We start from the raw sequence: 14,110 nt of genomic DNA, 5'->3' as shown, positions 1-14,110 counted from the left end.
ATGACTGCTCCTGAAAAGACTCCCAACGCCGGCAAGAAGGCCAAGGACCTCAACGAGGTCATCCGCTACACCCTGTGGTCCGTCTTCAAGCTGCGCGACGTGCTCCCCGAGGACCGTGCCGGTTACGCCGACGAGGTGCAGGAGCTGTTCGACCAGCTCGCCGCGAAGGACATCACCGTCCGCGGCACGTACGACGTGTCCGGCCTGCGCGCCGACGCCGACCTCATGATCTGGTGGCACGCGGAGACCGCGGACGAGCTCCAGGAGGCGTACAACCTGTTCCGCCGCACCAGGCTGGGCCGTGCGCTGGAGCCGGTCTGGTCGAACATGGCGCTGCACCGCCCCGCCGAGTTCAACAAGTCGCACATCCCGGCCTTCCTGGCCGACGAGACGCCGCGCAACTACGTCAGCGTCTACCCCTTCGTGCGCTCGTACGACTGGTACCTGCTGCCCGACGAGGACCGCCGTCGCATGCTCGCCGACCACGGCAAGATGGCCCGCGGCTACCCGGACGTGCGCGCCAACACGGTCGCGTCGTTCTCGCTCGGCGACTACGAGTGGCTGCTCGCCTTCGAGGCGGACGAGCTGTACCGCATCGTCGACCTGATGCGGCACCTGCGTGCGTCCGAGGCGCGGATGCACGTACGCGAGGAGGTGCCGTTCTACACCGGGCGCCGGAAGTCCGTTGCCGAGCTGGTGGCCGGGCTGGCCTGACGGGTGCCCGGCCCTCCGGCGGCTCAGGAACTGCTGCCCCCACCGCAGCTCGAACCGGAGCTGCTGCCGCAGCTCGACCCCGAGCCGCCGGAGCTGCCCGAACCGCAACTGGAGCCGGAGCCCGAGCTGCAGCTCGATCCGGAGCTGCAGCTGGAACCCCCGCCTCCGCCGCTACCGCAGCCGCCTCCTCCGCCTCCGCCGGAGCTCGATCCGGCACACCACACCACGACGGCGGCGTCGCCCGTGCTCCACGCGGCGTGACGCGAGTGCGGGGCCGGCCGGATCCGGGCCGCCGCGATCAGCTGCGCCTGCAGTACGGGGTCCGGCAGGGCGCCGAGCCCGCGGGTGGCCACCAGGGCCGCCGGATGCGTCGCGTAGGCGTGGGCCAGGCGGTACTCGCGCAGCGCCCGCTGCCCGGCCCTGGTGACCCGGGCCCTGGCGATGGCCGTGCATACGGCGCCGGTCACGGCTCCGCCGAGCAGTGCGGGGATCACCATCACGAGGAAGGGGAACCCCCCGTCGAACGGATCCTCGGCCGCGTACTGCACGACGGTGAGCAGGAAGGCGAGCGGGAAGCCCAGGACGCAGGCGAACAGCTGGACGATGCCCCAGATCTGCCACTTCCGGTTGTCGCGCGGGTGCGCCATCAGGCCGCGGGCCGCGAGGCCGTCGCCGATCTCCTGCACGGCAGGACTGCGCATCACCGCGAAGCGGAGCGTGTGCAGCGCACCGCTCGGTGCGGCCGCGTGCTCCGCCATCAGGGCGCGCTCGACCGGTTCGCGGGCGGCGGTGTGCGGGTGTACGAAGACGATGCCGGGGCCGCCGACGGACAGCCGGCCGTCCGCCGCCATCGCGACGATGGCGGTGTCCACGACCCTGGCGGGGCCACCTGCCAGGAACGCGCCCTCCAGCGCGTCGTGGACATGGCTGCCGGACGGACCGTTCCGGCGGGCACCGGCCAGTCCGGCGATCAGCGCGACGGACGAGGCGCCGATGACGAGGTAGCAGAGCACAGCGACGACGTTCATGACGGTCACCTCCTGACCAGGGCGGCACGAGCCGCCCGTACGAAGCGGGTGGCACGGGCGGTACGGGTGGGCGGCTGCGGGGCGGCACGTTCGCGCCACCAGGCGGTCAGCCGGCGGCGTACGGCCGGGTCCTCGGGCAGTCCGGCGATCAGCAGGTGCTCGGCGAAGTCGAGGGCGTCGCGGCGGTAACCGTCCCGCATGGGGCGGGCGGTGGCGTACGCGAGGAAGGCGCGGCGGTAGCCGTCGCCGAGGATCAGCGGCAGCTCGGGCGCGACCTTGCCGATGACGTCCGCGCGCTTGGCGGCGAGCGCACGGCTCTGCACGCGCAGCCGCCGGGCGTCGAAGCGCTCCGGAGCGGGCGTACCGGCGACCAGCGCGGAAAGCAACGCGGTCTGAGCCAGCGCAACCCGCCCCCGCGCGGCCTCGACGCCGCCGCGGTGCGCGCAGGCGTCAGCGTCGTGAGCCTGCCCGACGCGACGTCCGGCGCTCCGCACCCCCGACGGCCCGTCCACGGGCCCAGCGGCCACGGCGAGTGCACCGCCCTGTCGCCCGCCGGCCGCGGCGTCGGGGTCGGGCGCACCCCCCGGCCCCGGCCGGTCGGTTGCGGCCCCGGAGGCCCCGACGAGCTCGTCACCCCGGCCCCCGGCGGGGTGCGCGTCCTGGGCGCTGCGTGCGTGGGCCGCGTCTGCCGCGGCCCCGACCGGCTCGACGGGTGCTCCGCCCCCGCGCGCGGCTTCGCCCACGTCGTCGCGCTCGACACGCGTACCCCCCGGCGCCAAAGGGCCGGCCGCGCCGCGCGTCAGCGTTTCGCGGATCGTGGTCAGTTCCGATGCCAGTTCCGTCTCCGGCGGGAAGTCGTCGTCCCGTTCCAGCAGGACCCCCGGCGGATCGGTACGCCTGCGCAGGTCGGCCAGGATGTCCAGCACCGGCTGGGATACCGGGTGGGCGTGCGTGTCGTGCCATACGCCGTTCCGCTCGACGCCGCCCGCGACATGCACGTACGCGATCGCCTCGACCGGCAGTTCGTCGAGCGCCACCGCAGGGTCCTCGCCCCGGTTCACCCGGTTGGTGTGCAGGTTGGCGACGTCGATCAGCAGCCGGACCCCGGTCCGCTCGACCAGCTCCGCCAGGAACTGGCCCTCTGTCATCTCCTCGTCCGGCCAGGAGATGAGCGCGGCGATGTTCTCGACCGCCAGCGGCACGGGCAGTGAGTCCTGCGCGATCCGGACGTTCTCGCACAGCACCGCGAGAGCGTCCCGGGTGCGCGGTACCGGCAGCAGGTGGCCCGCCTCCAGCCGGGGCGAGGCGGTCAGCGGGCCGCCCGCCCGTACGAACGCGATGTGCTCCGAGACCAGCGGCGAGCCGAGCGCCTCGGCACGCGCGGCCAGGTCCGCGAGGCGTCCCGGGTCCGGGCGGTCCGCCCCGCCGAGGCCCAGCGAGACCCCGTGCGGGACGACGCGCGTGCCGCGCTCGCACAGCCGGAGCAGGGACTCGGGCAGGTGGCCGGGGCAGAGGTTCTCGGCGACGGCCTCGACCCAGTCGACGCCGGACAGCCGCTCCACCGCGTCGGCGATTTCGGGCCGCCAGCCGATCCCGATCCCCAGGCGTGTCGTGAGTTCCATGGTCCCCCTCCGCTGCTCCGTACGTTCGACGGATGCTGGGGTGATGACCCCGGCGCAACGCGGCGAACCCGGAGGAGGGGACGTTCAGAGCTTCATTTGAGGTTCCGGGGCCGAGGAGGGCCCCGCAGGGGCCCGGGACCTCGCGGAGCCCGCTATTCCACCCGGTGCCCCTGCGGCTCGGGCCGGTTGGTGTTGATCACGGACCCGTTCTCCAGCTCCTCCGTCGGCTGCGCGGACGGCCGCGAGGTGAACTTCTGGTCGGTACCCGTCGGCACGGCCGGAACCGGCGGCGCCGGCAGGACGGAGCCGGGCGGCGGGGGACCGGTCGGGCTGGCGGTCGCGCCACCGGCGGCCTCGTTGGCGATGGCGTCGAAGTCCACCAGCCCGGTGTTCTCCAGCATGGTGATGTGGTCCAGGACCGTCTGGTTGGCGTCGGTCGCCAGCTGCCGTATGAGCGTGTTGCGGGTGGTGTGCCGGACCTGTGCGACCAGGCTGAAGACCTTGCCGTGGGCGTTGCGCAGCAGCTGTACGAACTTCCGCTCGTACGTCTTGCCGCTCGCGGCGGAGAGTTCCTGCAGCCAGCCCTGCTGCTGTTCGTTGGGCACGTTCGGCAGCTCGACGCTCAGCTTGGCGGCCACCAGGCGTGCCCGCTTGTCGAGGTCCGTGTGTCCGACCACGAGGTGGTCGCCCGCGGCCTTGATGGCCTCACTGGGCGCGCGCTCGATCGCCTGCTGTCCCGCGGGCAGCTCCCACAGCCCTGCCAGCCGCACCTTGACCAGGAAGTCCCGGTCGGTGGCGGACAGCGGTCCCCACTGCGTCGCCACGGTCGACGCGTTGAGATTGGCCTGGCCCGTTCCGGAGCGGTCCGCGTAGGACCACATCGGGAAGGCGAGCGCGCCGAGTGTCGCGACGAGGGCCGCGATGATGAGAGCTGTTCCGTTGATGCGTCGCAATGTGTTTCTCCCGGGCAGGTGCGTTACACCGTCGAACCAAACCGCCGACTGAACGGTTGTTCAACCTACTTGCAGGTATTGCTGTGTACGAATTTCGTCGGCGCCCTGTTCAAAGGGAGAGCGAAGTGGCCCGAGGGGCGGCTGTTTCAGCCGCGCAGCGCCGGATGATCGGCGACCACCGTGCACGAACCGGCCGCGATCTCCGTGAACCCGGCATCCCGGACCACCGGCAGTCCGCTCGCGGTGAGTTCGCGCCACCGCTGCGGCCCGGGGGTCCGTACCGACAGCGGGAAGTCCGCCCCGAGCCAGGCCGCCCGCTCCGCCTCGGACAGAGCCCACCAGGCGAGTTGGGCACCGTGGCCCGCCTGGGCCATCGCCTTGCCGGCCGACATCCCGAGGTCCGGGTTCATCCAGAGCACCGGCGCGGTGAGGTCCGCACCGGCCGACGGCCCGGGATCGTCGAGGTCCGTGCCGGACACCTGGAGCTTGGCCAGTTCCTTGGGCCAGCCGTCCAGCGGTACCGGCGGAAACACCCGCACCTGCGCCGACTTGCCGGTGACCGTGATGCCCGGCAGGGTCTCCGCCCGCCGCCACTCCGCGCCGCGCGCCCGCCGTACGACCTTGCGGATCCGGGCGTCCTGCCAGTCCCGCACCGCCGCGGCCCAGTCGCCCTCGCCGTGCGACCGCTCGTCGGAGAGCAGGACGAGCACCGCGCGGGCCGCCGTCTCCAGCGCGTCGGTACGCGCCGGGGGTTCGGCCCGTTCGATGCGGACGACCAGCGGCAGTACGAACTGCGGCGCCGCGTCGCGCCGCGTCCGCTCATCTGTGTTCACCCGGCTGCTCACGTGGCTCAGTTTGCCAGGGCATGACGTGAGCATTGTTGGCGGAGGCGATGGCTCCGGGTGAGGATGCGGCGTATGAAGAGCGATCTGTTTGCCTCCGAGAACATGGTCCAGCCCGCCACCGCACCCGGGATGACCCTCCAGAACGCCAAGTCGATCAAGTACGCCGTGAATGGGGAGATGCTCGCGCGACAGGGATCGATGATCGCCTTCCGCGGCAACCTCGAGTTCGAACGCAAGGGACAGGGCATCGGCGGCATGCTCAAGCGCGCCGTCACCGGCGAGGGCCTGGCCCTGATGGCGGTCCGCGGCCAGGGCGAGGCGTGGTTCGCGCACGAGGCCGCCAACTGCTTCATCGTCGACCTCGACCAGGGCGACGCGCTGACCATCAACGGCCGCAACGTGCTGTGCTTCGACTCGACCCTCTCGTACGAGATCAAGACCGTGAAGGGCGCCGGCATGACCGGCGGCGGGCTCTTCAACAGCGTCTTCACCGGCTACGGAAAGCTGGGCGTGATCTGCGAGGGCAACCCGCTGGTCATCCCCGTCTCCCAGCAGGCCCCGGTGTACGTCGACACCGACGCGGTCGTCGGCTGGAGCGCCCAGCTGCACACCTCCCTGCACCGCTCGCAGAGCGTCGGCTCGATGCTGCGTGGCGGCTCCGGCGAGGCCGTCCAGCTGATGCTTCAGGGTGAGGGCTTCGTGGTCGTACGGCCGAGCGAGGCCCGGCCCGAGAAGGCCGCCGCGAGCTGACACCTCGAGCTGACACCGGCCGGGCGTCCGGGGACCCGGGCCGCCGGGATCCTGAGTACGCTCGTACGTATGGACGACCTCAGGGACCAGAACCAGTCGTACTGCGAGACGCCGGCCGGCCGCGCGCCCGTGCCTGCGGCCGTGCCCGACGGTCCGCCGTACGCCGACTGCGTGCGGTGCGGCAAGCCGACCGAGTACAACGTGGCGACGCCGGGCGTCGTGCTCTGTCCGGTCTGCGAGTGGCAGGAGGCGGAGCGCAGCATCGCCTGCGCTACATGATCACCTCGCTGCGTGATCACTTCTCGATGAGCTCGGAGACCTTGACGAAGCGGTAGCCGCGCCTGCGCAGTTCCGGCACGATCCGCTCGACCGCCTCGTCCGTGACCGGCGCGGCGCTGTGCGTGCAGTGCATGACCACCACAGAACCGGGCCGCACCCCCGCGAGCACCTGCTCCGCCACCGCGTCCGCGTCGTTCGCGAACGCGTCGCCGCTGACCACGTCCCACTGCACCGCCGTGACCTCGGCGGGCGCGAGCGCGCGCAGTGCCCGGTCGTCGTAGCAGCCGCCGGGGAAGCGGAAGTACGGCACGGTGTTGCGCGCCCCCGCCTTGCGGAAGGCGGCGAACGCCCGCTCCACATCGGCGCGCGCCGCCTGGTCGTCGAGGGCGGGCAGGCCGTAGCAGGGCGTCGTGAAGGCGTGGTGGCTGTACGAGTGGTTCGCGATCTCGAAGAGCGGATCGGTCCCGATGGACCTGGCCTGGTCCGGGTACTCCTCGGCCCAGCGGCCGGTCATGAAGACGGTCGACGGCACCCTGAGCCGGCGCAGCGCGGAGATGAGCGCCGGATTGTCGAAGCGCTCGCCGCCCGCCGCGCGGGGGCCCTGATCCGCCGTCATGTCGGCGTCGAAGGTGAGCGCGACGGTCTTCTCGCCGGCGGATGCGCGGGCGCGCTCGAAGACGGGAGTCAGACCGGCGGGCCCCGGGGCCATGGTGGGCGGCTTCGACGGCGACGCGCCGGGGGCCGTTGCCGCGGTGGGGGCCTGCGCGCGCTGCGGCGCGGGCGGTGAGGCGGGTCGGGAGGAGCTTCCGCAACCGACGAGAACGACACCGAGAACGGCAACCGCCGCCAGTCTTCGTACGAAAATGGTCACTCGCGGAAAATATACGATGATCCCTCAGAAACCTTTTTCCGCACCGCCGATGAACACAACTCCCGCCCCACGCGTATCTGTGGTCGGACGCGTCCCCCCGGTTTCCGCCGGCAACCGGGCTCCGTACCCCCGCAGGAGGCGACGAGTTGAGTCACAGGCGCATACCGAAGCGAAAGGCCGTTCTCGCAGGAGCCGGGGCCGTGGGCATCGCCGCAGCCGCGGTGCTGCTGCCCCAGGCCAATGCCTCGCAGTCCGGGTCCGAGTCCTCGTCAGGAGCCGCCCCCAAGACGGTGAGCGCCGCATCGGCGGCGGATCTCGTCGCGCAGCTGGCCTCGCAGCTCGGCGAGTCCTACGGAGGGGCGTACTACGACGCGGAGAAGCAGCAGGTCGTCGTCAACGTCGTGGGCGACAACAACAACGTGAACGTCCAGGTCAAGAAGGCCGGCGCGGTGCCCAGAGATGTGGAGAACAGCGCCGGTGAACTGAAGTCCGCCACGCGGACGCTCACCCGGCAGGCCAGCATCCCGGGCACGGCGTGGGCCGTCGACCCGAGGACCAACCAGATCCTGGTGACGGCGGACCGCACGGTCACCGGTGAGCGGTGGGACCAACTGGAGAGCGCCGTGGAATCGCTGGGCACGGGGACGGCCCGTATCCAGAAGTCCCAGGGCGAGTTCAAGCCGTTCCTGGAGGGCGGCGACGCGATTTTCGGCGGCGGCGCGCGCTGCTCCCTGGGTTTCAATGTGACCACTCAGGACGGGCAGCCCGGTTTCCTCACCGCCGGGCACTGCGGTGTCGCGACCGAGCAGTGGTCGGAGGACCCGAACGGCGCGCCCATCGGTACGGTCCAGGCGGCGACCTTCCCCGGCGAGGGCGACTTCGCACTCGTCAGCTACGACGACCCCGGCGTCGAGGCCCCCAGCGCGGTGGATGTCGGCGGCGGCCAGACCGTGCAGATCACGCAGGCCGCCGACGCGGCGGTCGGCCAGCAGGTGTTCCGGATGGGCAGCACCACCGGGCTGCGGGACGGCGCGGTCACCGGACTCGACGCGACCGTGAACTACCCGGAGGGCACCGTCACCGGGCTGATCCAGACCAGTGTCTGCGCGGAACCGGGCGACAGCGGCGGCGCGCTCTTCACGCCCGACGGGAGCGCGATCGGCCTCACCTCCGGCGGCAGCGGAGACTGCACCGCCGGCGGTGAGACGTTCTTCCAGCCGGTGACGACCGCACTGGCCGCGGTGGGCGCGGAGATCGGCGCGGGCGGCAACGGCCAGAACGGCTGACTCCGACGTCGGCACCGACGAGGGGGGTCTGGGGCCTTCGGAAAGCTCCGCGAGACCACCGCCCGGACAGGGCCTAGCGTGGAAGTGTGCGCGGCGACCTGGTGACGCTGGCCCTCTGCGGCGACGTGATGCTCGGCCGCGGCGTCGACCAGATCCTCCCCCACCCCGGTGACCCGGAGCTGCGGGAGAGGTACCTGGTCGACGCCCGGGCGTACGTCGAGCTGGCGGAGGCGGCCAACGGTCCGGTCCCGCACCCGGTGGACTACTTCTGGCCGTGGGGCGACGCCCTCCAGGCACTGGAGGAGGCCGCGCCCGACGCCTTCGTGGTGAACCTGGAAACGAGCATCACGCGAAGCGACGACTTCGCGCCGGGCAAGGAAGTGCACTACCGGATGGACCCGGCCAACCTCCCCTGCCTGACCGCGGGCCGGCCCGACGCCTGTGTCCTGGCCAACAACCACGTGCTGGACCTCGGCCCCCGGGGCCTGACGGACACCCTCGACACCCTGAGCGGCGGCGGCCTGCGCACCGCGGGCGCGGGCAGGGACGCGGCCGAGGCGTGGCGGCCCGCGGACGTCACCGTCGACGGCGGCGGCCGGGTCCTGGTCTTCTCGTGCGGGATGCCGTCCAGCGGCATCCCGCTGAGCTGGGCCGCGACCGACGACCGGGCCGGCGTCGCCTTCGTACCCCAGGCGTCGGATGCCGCGGCGGCCGCGATCGTCCATCACGTCCAGCAGGCGAAGCGGCCGGCGGACGTGGCGGTCGTGTCCGTCCACTGGGGTTCGAACTGGGGCTACGGCATCCCGCACGACCAGATCCGCTTCGCCCACGCGCTGATCGACGGCGGGGTCGACGTGGTCCACGGCCACTCCTCGCACCACCCCCGCCCGGTGGAGGTCTACCGCGACAAGCTCATCCTCTACGGCTGCGGCGACTTCATCGACGACTACGAGGGCATCACGGGCTACGAGGAGTACCGGGACGACCTGCGGCTGCTGTACTTCGCCGCGCTGGAGCCGGACACCGGCACACTGGCCGGGGTCCGGCTCGCGCCCCTGAGGTCCAGGCGGCTGCGCCTCCAGCACGCCCAGTCCGCGGACCGGGCGTGGCTGGAAGCGACCCTCAACCGGGTCAGCCGAAGCTTCGGCACCCACGTCGCCCGTACCCCCGACGGCATGCTGACCCTCGCACGCTGAGGTCAGGGCGCGGCCGGCAGCCGCCCGAGCGCGGGCACCGCTGTCACCAGGGCCCGGTGACGGCGAAGGTGGTGCCGGGGGTGTAGCAGTTCACGTACATCGTTCCGCCGTCCGGCGAGAAGGCGACGCCGGCGAACTCGCCCCACTCCGGCGCCTCGGGCGTACCAAGGTTCTGGGCCCCTCTGGCCATCGCGTACACCTCGCCCCGCCGGGTCAGCCCGTAGACGTGCTGCGCCCCGTCGCCGTCCTCGCACACCATCAGACCGCCGCTCGGCGCGAGGCAGATGTTGTCCGGGGACTCGCCGGGCAGCTGGATGTCCGTACTCGGGCCGAAAGCGATGACGAGGGTGAGCCGGCGCCGGTGCGGCTCGTACTTCCACACCTGGCCGAAGTGGTCGGCCGCCGAGCCCTCCCGGCTGCGCGCGAAGCTGGAGACGAAGTACACCGACCGGCCGCCCCAGTAGCAGCCCTCCAGCTTCTGGGCGTGCGTGACGCCCTTCGGGCCGAAGTCCTGCAACCGGATCGGGGTCTGCTTCGCCAGCGGGTCCGGGACCGGGACCCACTCCACCCCGCCGAAGCTCGCGCCGGTCTCCTGGATCGCCGAGAGGTCCGGCACGCCGGGTACGCGCATGGCCTCCAGCGCACCCCCGGCGCGCAACGAGCCCCTACCGCCCAGCGGCTTCTCGGGCAGGAAGCGGTAGAACAAGCCGAAAGGTTTCTGGAAGGCGTCCTCGGTCTCGTACACGATGCCGCTCTTCGGGTCGACGGCGATCGCCTCGTGCTGGAAGCGGCCCATCGCCGTGAGCGGCACGGCCCCGGTGCGGTGTGGATCGACCGGATCGACCTCGAAGATGAAGCCGTGGTCCTTCGTGTAGCCGTTGGTGCCGGCCTTGTCCTCGGTCTCCTCGCAGGTCAGCCAGGTGCCCCAGGGGCTGGGACCGCCCGCGCAGTTCACGGCCGTACCGGCGATGGCGACCCGTTCGCCCAGCACGTTGTTGCGGGAGTCCAGCGCGATGGCCGTACAGCCGCCCATGCCGTTCGGGTCGTACGTCAGGCCTTTGACGGCCGGCACCCGGATTCTGGCGGTGGGGCGGTTCTCGTGATTGCGGACCAGATGGACGCGGCCGCGGCGGCCCGCGAAGGCGGCCATGCCGTCGTGGTTGCTGGGCACCCGGCCCTCGTCCGGGTGGGAGCGAAGCGGATCGCCCTCCCGGGACAGGACCTTGTAGCGAAAGCCTCTGGGCAGATCGAGCAGGCCGTCCGGGTCGGGCACGAGCGGCCCGTAACCGCTCCTGCCCCGGCCCTGCGCGGCGGCCGTGCCGGCGAACAGTTCCGAGACGGAGCCGGTGAAGGCGATCCCGGCGACCGTTGCGCCGGTACCGGCCAGGACTTGACGTCGTGTTGCGGTCATGAGGCAACTCCCTGCTGGCGGCCAGGAATGTGACCCGCATGTGTGTATCACGTGTGTAGGTGACACGGAACCATGCGGGCCACGGCGCCTCGGGAAAGCGCGGTCAGGCGAGCGAGGCGGACAGCGTGATCGTCGTGCCCGTCAGCGCCTGGCTCACCGGGCAGTTGGCCTTCGCGTCCTCCGCCGCCTTGACGAAGCCCGCCTCGTCCAGACCCGGCACCTCGCCCTGCACGGTGAGGTGGATGCCCGTGATACCGGTGCCCGGCTGGAAGGTGACCTCGGCCTGGGTGTTCAGCCGGGTGGGCGGGTTGCCGGCCCCCGCGAGGGCGTGCGACAGCGCCATGGAGAAGCAGCTGGAGTGAGCGGCCGCGATGAGCTCCTCCGGGCTGGTCTTGCCGTTGGCCTGCTCGGCGCGCGACGGCCAGGAGACCGGGTACGCGCCGATGCCGGAGGAGTCGAGAGTCACGGTGCCCGCGCCCTCGAGCAGGTTGCCCTCCCACACCGTGTGCGCCTGACGCTTGGTGGCCATGATGGATCCCTTCAGATGGATTGGTCCCAACCGCCCCAACCTACTGGGCCACCAAGCCCTTTGCGTCCCGCGCCAGCGCGGTGAGCCTTGAGATCGCCCGGAAGTACTTCTTCCGGTACCCGCCGTTCAGCATCTCGTCGCTGAACAGCTGGTCGAACGGCAGTCCGGACGCGAGCACCGGCACCTCCCGGTCGTACAGCCGGTCCGCGAGCACCACCAGGCGCAGGGCCGTCGACTGGTCCGGGACGGGCCGCACATCGGTGAGGCAGACGGCGCGGACGCCGTCCGTCAGCGCCCCGTACCGGCTCGGGTGGACCTTCGACAGGTGGTCCAGCAGGCCCGGGAAATCGTCCAGCGAGGCCTGGTCGGTGGCGTACGCCGCCTTGGCGACCTGCTCGTCGGAGTACGGCGGCGGAGCCTCGGGCAGCCCGCGGTGCCGGTAGTCCTCGCCGTCGATCCGCAGCGGCCGGAAGTGGGCGGACAGCCCCTGGATCTCGCGGAGGAAGTCGGCGGCGGCGAAGCGCCCCTTGCCGAGCTTGCCGGGGAGGGTGTTGGAGGTCGCCGCCAGCGCCACGCCCGCGTCCACGAGCTTGCCGAGCAGGGTGGAGACCAGGACCGTGTCGCCCGGGTCGTCGAGCTCGAATTCGTCGATGCAGAGCAGCCGGTGCCCGCTCAGGGTCCGTACGGTCTGCTGGAAGCCGAGGGCGCCGACCAGGTTCGTCAGCTCGACGAACGTGCCGAACGCCTTGTACTCCGGGGCGGCCGGCGTGGCGTGCCAGAGGGAGGCCAGCAGATGCGTCTTGCCGACGCCGTAGCCGCCGTCCAGATACACGCCGCGCGGACCGGCCGGCGCGGCCGGCTTCTTCGAGAACCACCGGCGCTTGCCGGAGCCCGTCGCGTGCGCCCCGCCGAGGCCGGCCGCGAAGCCGCTCAGGACGGTGACCGCCTCGGCCTGGCTGGGCTGGTTCAGGTCCGGCACGTACGTGGCGAAGCGCACCGAGTCGAACCGGGGTGGCGGCACCATCTCGGCGACCAGCCGGTCGGCGGGAACGTGCGGCGAGCGGGCGCACAGCGACAGCGGCCCCGCCTCGGCTATCGGGTTCTGCTCGGACGCGGTGGTTGAGGACGACACAACTCCTCACTCTACGTCCCGTGCCACACTGCACGGCATGCGACGCCTGTTCCCTGTGACCGACCAGACACCGGAGGCGGCCGGAGCCGCCGGAGCCGCGGCACCCGCCGGCGCGTGGGACTGGAATCTCGACGAGCTGGCCGAGGCCTACGCGTACCCGGCCGGGGAGGCCTCCTGGCTGCGGGCCAACATGGTCTCCACCCTGGACGGCGCGGCCCAGCACGACGGCCGCTCCCAGCCCATCTCCTGCGAGACGGACATGCGGATCTTCGGCACCCTGCGGGGCCTGGCCGATGTGGTGGTGGTCGGGGCGGAAACGGTTCGTCTGGAGGGCTACCGGCCGGCCCGCGCCCGCGAGGCCTTCGCCGCCCGCCGGGAGGCGGCCGGACAGGGACCCGCCCCCGCCATCGCCGTGGTCAGCGCGAGCCTCCGGCTGGACTTCGACCTGCCGCTGTTCGCCTCACCCCTGGTCCCGACCCTGATCCTGACCGGCGCGGGAGCACCCGCCGACCGGGTGCACGCCGCCGAGAAGGCGGGCGCGCAGGTGCTGATCGCGGGAGAGGGGGCCGCCGTCGACCCGGCGCGCGCGCTGCGCGCGCTGGCGGACCGGGGCCTGACCCGGCAGCTGACCGAGGGCGGGCCCCGGCTGCTCGGTCAGTTGGTGGCGGCCGACGTGCTGGACGAGCTCTGCCTGACGGTCGCGCCGATGCTCACCGCCGGCGACGCCCAGCGCATCGCGGGCGGACCCGCTCTCGCCGCCCCGGAACGGTTCGCACTGGCGTCCATACTGGAGGAGGGTGGGTTCCTTTTCACCCGATACCGTCGGATCTGAACACCCCCGCCCGGCACCCTGGTCCGACACCCCCGTCCGGCACTCCTGTCCGACACTCCGGAATTCACCGTTCCGCTTAGTTTCCGCTGGGCACACTTAAATGCGCAGGTCCCGTCGCGCACGGGGCAGGATGGTTTCCGCAGGGGTCGGCCACGACCCATCGAGGAGAGGGCGCCCGTCGTGTTCACCAGCGTATTGATGATCGAGAAGCCCCTGACGCCTGTCGACGTGGAGTTCGTCACCACACTGCACGGCGAGGACCGGGTCTCCTTCGTCGTCCTCATGCAGCCGCGCGGCGACCAGGACCGGCTGCTCCGGGCCATCGACGACGTGGCCCTCGGCGAGCTGCCCGACGCCATCCGCGAGGGCGACGAGCCGGAGGGCCAGGACGCGAGACCCGCGGCCGAGAGGGCCCTCGCCCACTCGGTGGAGGCCCTGCGCGCGTCGGGCAACGAGGCGGTCGGCGAGGTGATCGAGAAGCATCCGCTGGACAAGCTGAAGTCCGTCGTCGAGGAGACGGGGGCGGACGAGGTGATCGTCCTGACCGCACCCCACTTCGTCGAGGAGTTCTTCCACCGCGACTGGGCCTCCCGCGCCCGCCACAAGGTCGGCGTACCGGTGCTCAAGCTCTTCGCGCACAACGAATAAGCTGGCCTCCGCGC

Annotated in this window: 15 protein-coding genes; 7 read left to right on the top strand and 8 right to left on the bottom strand. The window is 72.0% G+C overall.

Annotated features, from left to right (window positions below; translation table 11 throughout):
* Positions 1-714: a hydrogen peroxide-dependent heme synthase gene (gene hemQ, locus ACWV17_RS02905; protein WP_455352029.1), complete on the top strand. Its 714-nt coding sequence runs from the start codon at positions 1-3 to the stop codon at positions 712-714.
* Positions 715-737: 23 nt separating this feature from the next.
* Here hemQ and ACWV17_RS02900 read toward each other — a convergent pair whose 3' ends face one another.
* The 4 genes from ACWV17_RS02900 to ACWV17_RS02885 form a co-directional block, all read right to left on the bottom strand.
* Positions 738-1,742: a TIGR04222 domain-containing membrane protein gene (locus ACWV17_RS02900; protein ID WP_455358340.1), complete on the bottom strand. Its 1,005-nt coding sequence runs from the start codon at positions 1,740-1,742 to the stop codon at positions 738-740.
* A gap of 5 nt (positions 1,743-1,747) precedes the next feature.
* A complete protein-coding gene (locus tag ACWV17_RS02895) occupies positions 1,748-3,364 on the bottom strand; it encodes a DUF692 domain-containing protein (protein WP_455358339.1) in 1,617 nt (538 codons plus the stop codon).
* 152 nt (positions 3,365-3,516) lie between these two features.
* Positions 3,517-4,317: a DUF4142 domain-containing protein gene (locus tag ACWV17_RS02890; RefSeq protein WP_455358338.1), complete on the bottom strand. Its 801-nt coding sequence runs from the start codon at positions 4,315-4,317 to the stop codon at positions 3,517-3,519.
* Between the two features lie 146 nt (positions 4,318-4,463).
* Positions 4,464-5,195 carry a peptidyl-tRNA hydrolase gene (locus ACWV17_RS02885; RefSeq protein WP_455358337.1) on the bottom strand — a complete coding sequence of 244 codons (732 nt, stop codon included), beginning with the start codon at positions 5,193-5,195 and terminating at the stop codon, positions 4,464-4,466.
* 39 nt (positions 5,196-5,234) lie between these two features.
* On the opposite strand from ACWV17_RS02885, the gene ACWV17_RS02880 reads away from it, so the two are divergent.
* Both ACWV17_RS02880 and ACWV17_RS02875 read left to right on the top strand, forming a co-directional pair.
* A complete protein-coding gene (locus ACWV17_RS02880) occupies positions 5,235-5,912 on the top strand; it encodes an AIM24 family protein (protein ID WP_455358336.1) in 678 nt (225 codons plus the stop codon).
* Between the two features lie 69 nt (positions 5,913-5,981).
* Positions 5,982-6,191 (top strand): hypothetical protein, encoded by a 210-nt coding sequence (locus ACWV17_RS02875; RefSeq protein ID WP_455358335.1) that lies wholly within the window; start codon positions 5,982-5,984, stop codon positions 6,189-6,191.
* A gap of 16 nt (positions 6,192-6,207) precedes the next feature.
* Here the strand turns inward: ACWV17_RS02875 and ACWV17_RS02870 are convergent, their stop codons facing one another.
* Positions 6,208-7,062, bottom strand: coding sequence for a polysaccharide deacetylase family protein (locus ACWV17_RS02870; protein WP_455358334.1), 855 nt, complete (start codon positions 7,060-7,062; stop codon positions 6,208-6,210).
* 200 nt (positions 7,063-7,262) lie between these two features.
* Between ACWV17_RS02870 and ACWV17_RS02865 the strand changes: the two genes are divergently transcribed.
* Together ACWV17_RS02865 and ACWV17_RS02860 are read left to right on the top strand one after the other, a co-directional pair.
* Entirely contained in the window at positions 7,263-8,348 is a 1,086-nt protein-coding gene (locus tag ACWV17_RS02865; protein ID WP_455358333.1) for a S1 family peptidase, read from the top strand.
* 86 nt (positions 8,349-8,434) lie between these two features.
* Complete coding sequence (locus ACWV17_RS02860) at positions 8,435-9,544, top strand: CapA family protein (protein WP_455358332.1); 1,110 nt, start codon at positions 8,435-8,437, stop codon at positions 9,542-9,544.
* Between the two features lie 43 nt (positions 9,545-9,587).
* Here ACWV17_RS02860 and ACWV17_RS02855 read toward each other — a convergent pair whose 3' ends face one another.
* From ACWV17_RS02855 to zapE, 3 genes are all read right to left on the bottom strand, one after another.
* The gene (locus tag ACWV17_RS02855; RefSeq protein WP_455358331.1) at positions 9,588-10,955 is read right to left on the bottom strand and encodes an alkaline phosphatase PhoX; all 1,368 of its coding nucleotides are present in this window, start codon (positions 10,953-10,955) and stop codon (positions 9,588-9,590) included.
* Positions 10,956-11,058: 103 nt separating this feature from the next.
* Entirely contained in the window at positions 11,059-11,484 is a 426-nt protein-coding gene (locus ACWV17_RS02850; RefSeq protein WP_455352040.1) for an OsmC family protein, read from the bottom strand.
* A gap of 40 nt (positions 11,485-11,524) precedes the next feature.
* Positions 11,525-12,616 (bottom strand): cell division protein ZapE, encoded by a 1,092-nt coding sequence (gene zapE / locus ACWV17_RS02845; RefSeq protein ID WP_455358330.1) that lies wholly within the window; start codon positions 12,614-12,616, stop codon positions 11,525-11,527.
* Positions 12,617-12,653: 37 nt separating this feature from the next.
* Here zapE and ACWV17_RS02840 point away from each other — a divergent pair, with 37 nt between their 5' ends.
* Together ACWV17_RS02840 and ACWV17_RS02835 are read left to right on the top strand one after the other, a co-directional pair.
* A complete protein-coding gene (locus ACWV17_RS02840; protein ID WP_455358329.1) occupies positions 12,654-13,448 on the top strand; it encodes a pyrimidine reductase family protein in 795 nt (264 codons plus the stop codon).
* Positions 13,449-13,628: 180 nt separating this feature from the next.
* Complete coding sequence (locus ACWV17_RS02835; protein WP_455352043.1) at positions 13,629-14,096, top strand: indole-3-glycerol phosphate synthase; 468 nt, start codon at positions 13,629-13,631, stop codon at positions 14,094-14,096.
* Positions 14,097-14,110 lie beyond the last annotated feature (14 nt).

The sequence above is a fragment of the Streptomyces mabaensis genome (assembly GCF_053763515.1).
The sequence above is the reverse complement of the archived record's forward strand: the minus strand, read 5'-3'. Positions and strand labels throughout refer to the sequence as shown.

Bases quoted from the DNA above. Each gene is read 5' to 3' on its own strand.
- hemQ (WP_455352029.1), top strand. From the start codon at position 1: ATGACTGCTCCTGAAAAGACTCCCAACGCCGGCAAGAAGGCCAAGGAC.
- ACWV17_RS02900 (WP_455358340.1), bottom strand. From the start codon at position 1,742: ATGAACGTCGTCGCTGTGCTCTGCTACCTCGTCATCGGCGCCTCGTCC.
- ACWV17_RS02895 (WP_455358339.1), bottom strand. From the start codon at position 3,364: ATGGAACTCACGACACGCCTGGGGATCGGGATCGGCTGGCGGCCCGAA.
- ACWV17_RS02885 (WP_455358337.1), bottom strand. From the start codon at position 5,195: ATGCTCACGTCATGCCCTGGCAAACTGAGCCACGTGAGCAGCCGGGTG.
- ACWV17_RS02880 (WP_455358336.1), top strand. From the start codon at position 5,235: ATGAAGAGCGATCTGTTTGCCTCCGAGAACATGGTCCAGCCCGCCACC.
- ACWV17_RS02875 (WP_455358335.1), top strand. From the start codon at position 5,982: ATGGACGACCTCAGGGACCAGAACCAGTCGTACTGCGAGACGCCGGCC.
- ACWV17_RS02855 (WP_455358331.1), bottom strand. From the start codon at position 10,955: ATGACCGCAACACGACGTCAAGTCCTGGCCGGTACCGGCGCAACGGTC.
- ACWV17_RS02850 (WP_455352040.1), bottom strand. From the start codon at position 11,484: ATGGCCACCAAGCGTCAGGCGCACACGGTGTGGGAGGGCAACCTGCTC.
- ACWV17_RS02840 (WP_455358329.1), top strand. From the start codon at position 12,654: ATGCGACGCCTGTTCCCTGTGACCGACCAGACACCGGAGGCGGCCGGA.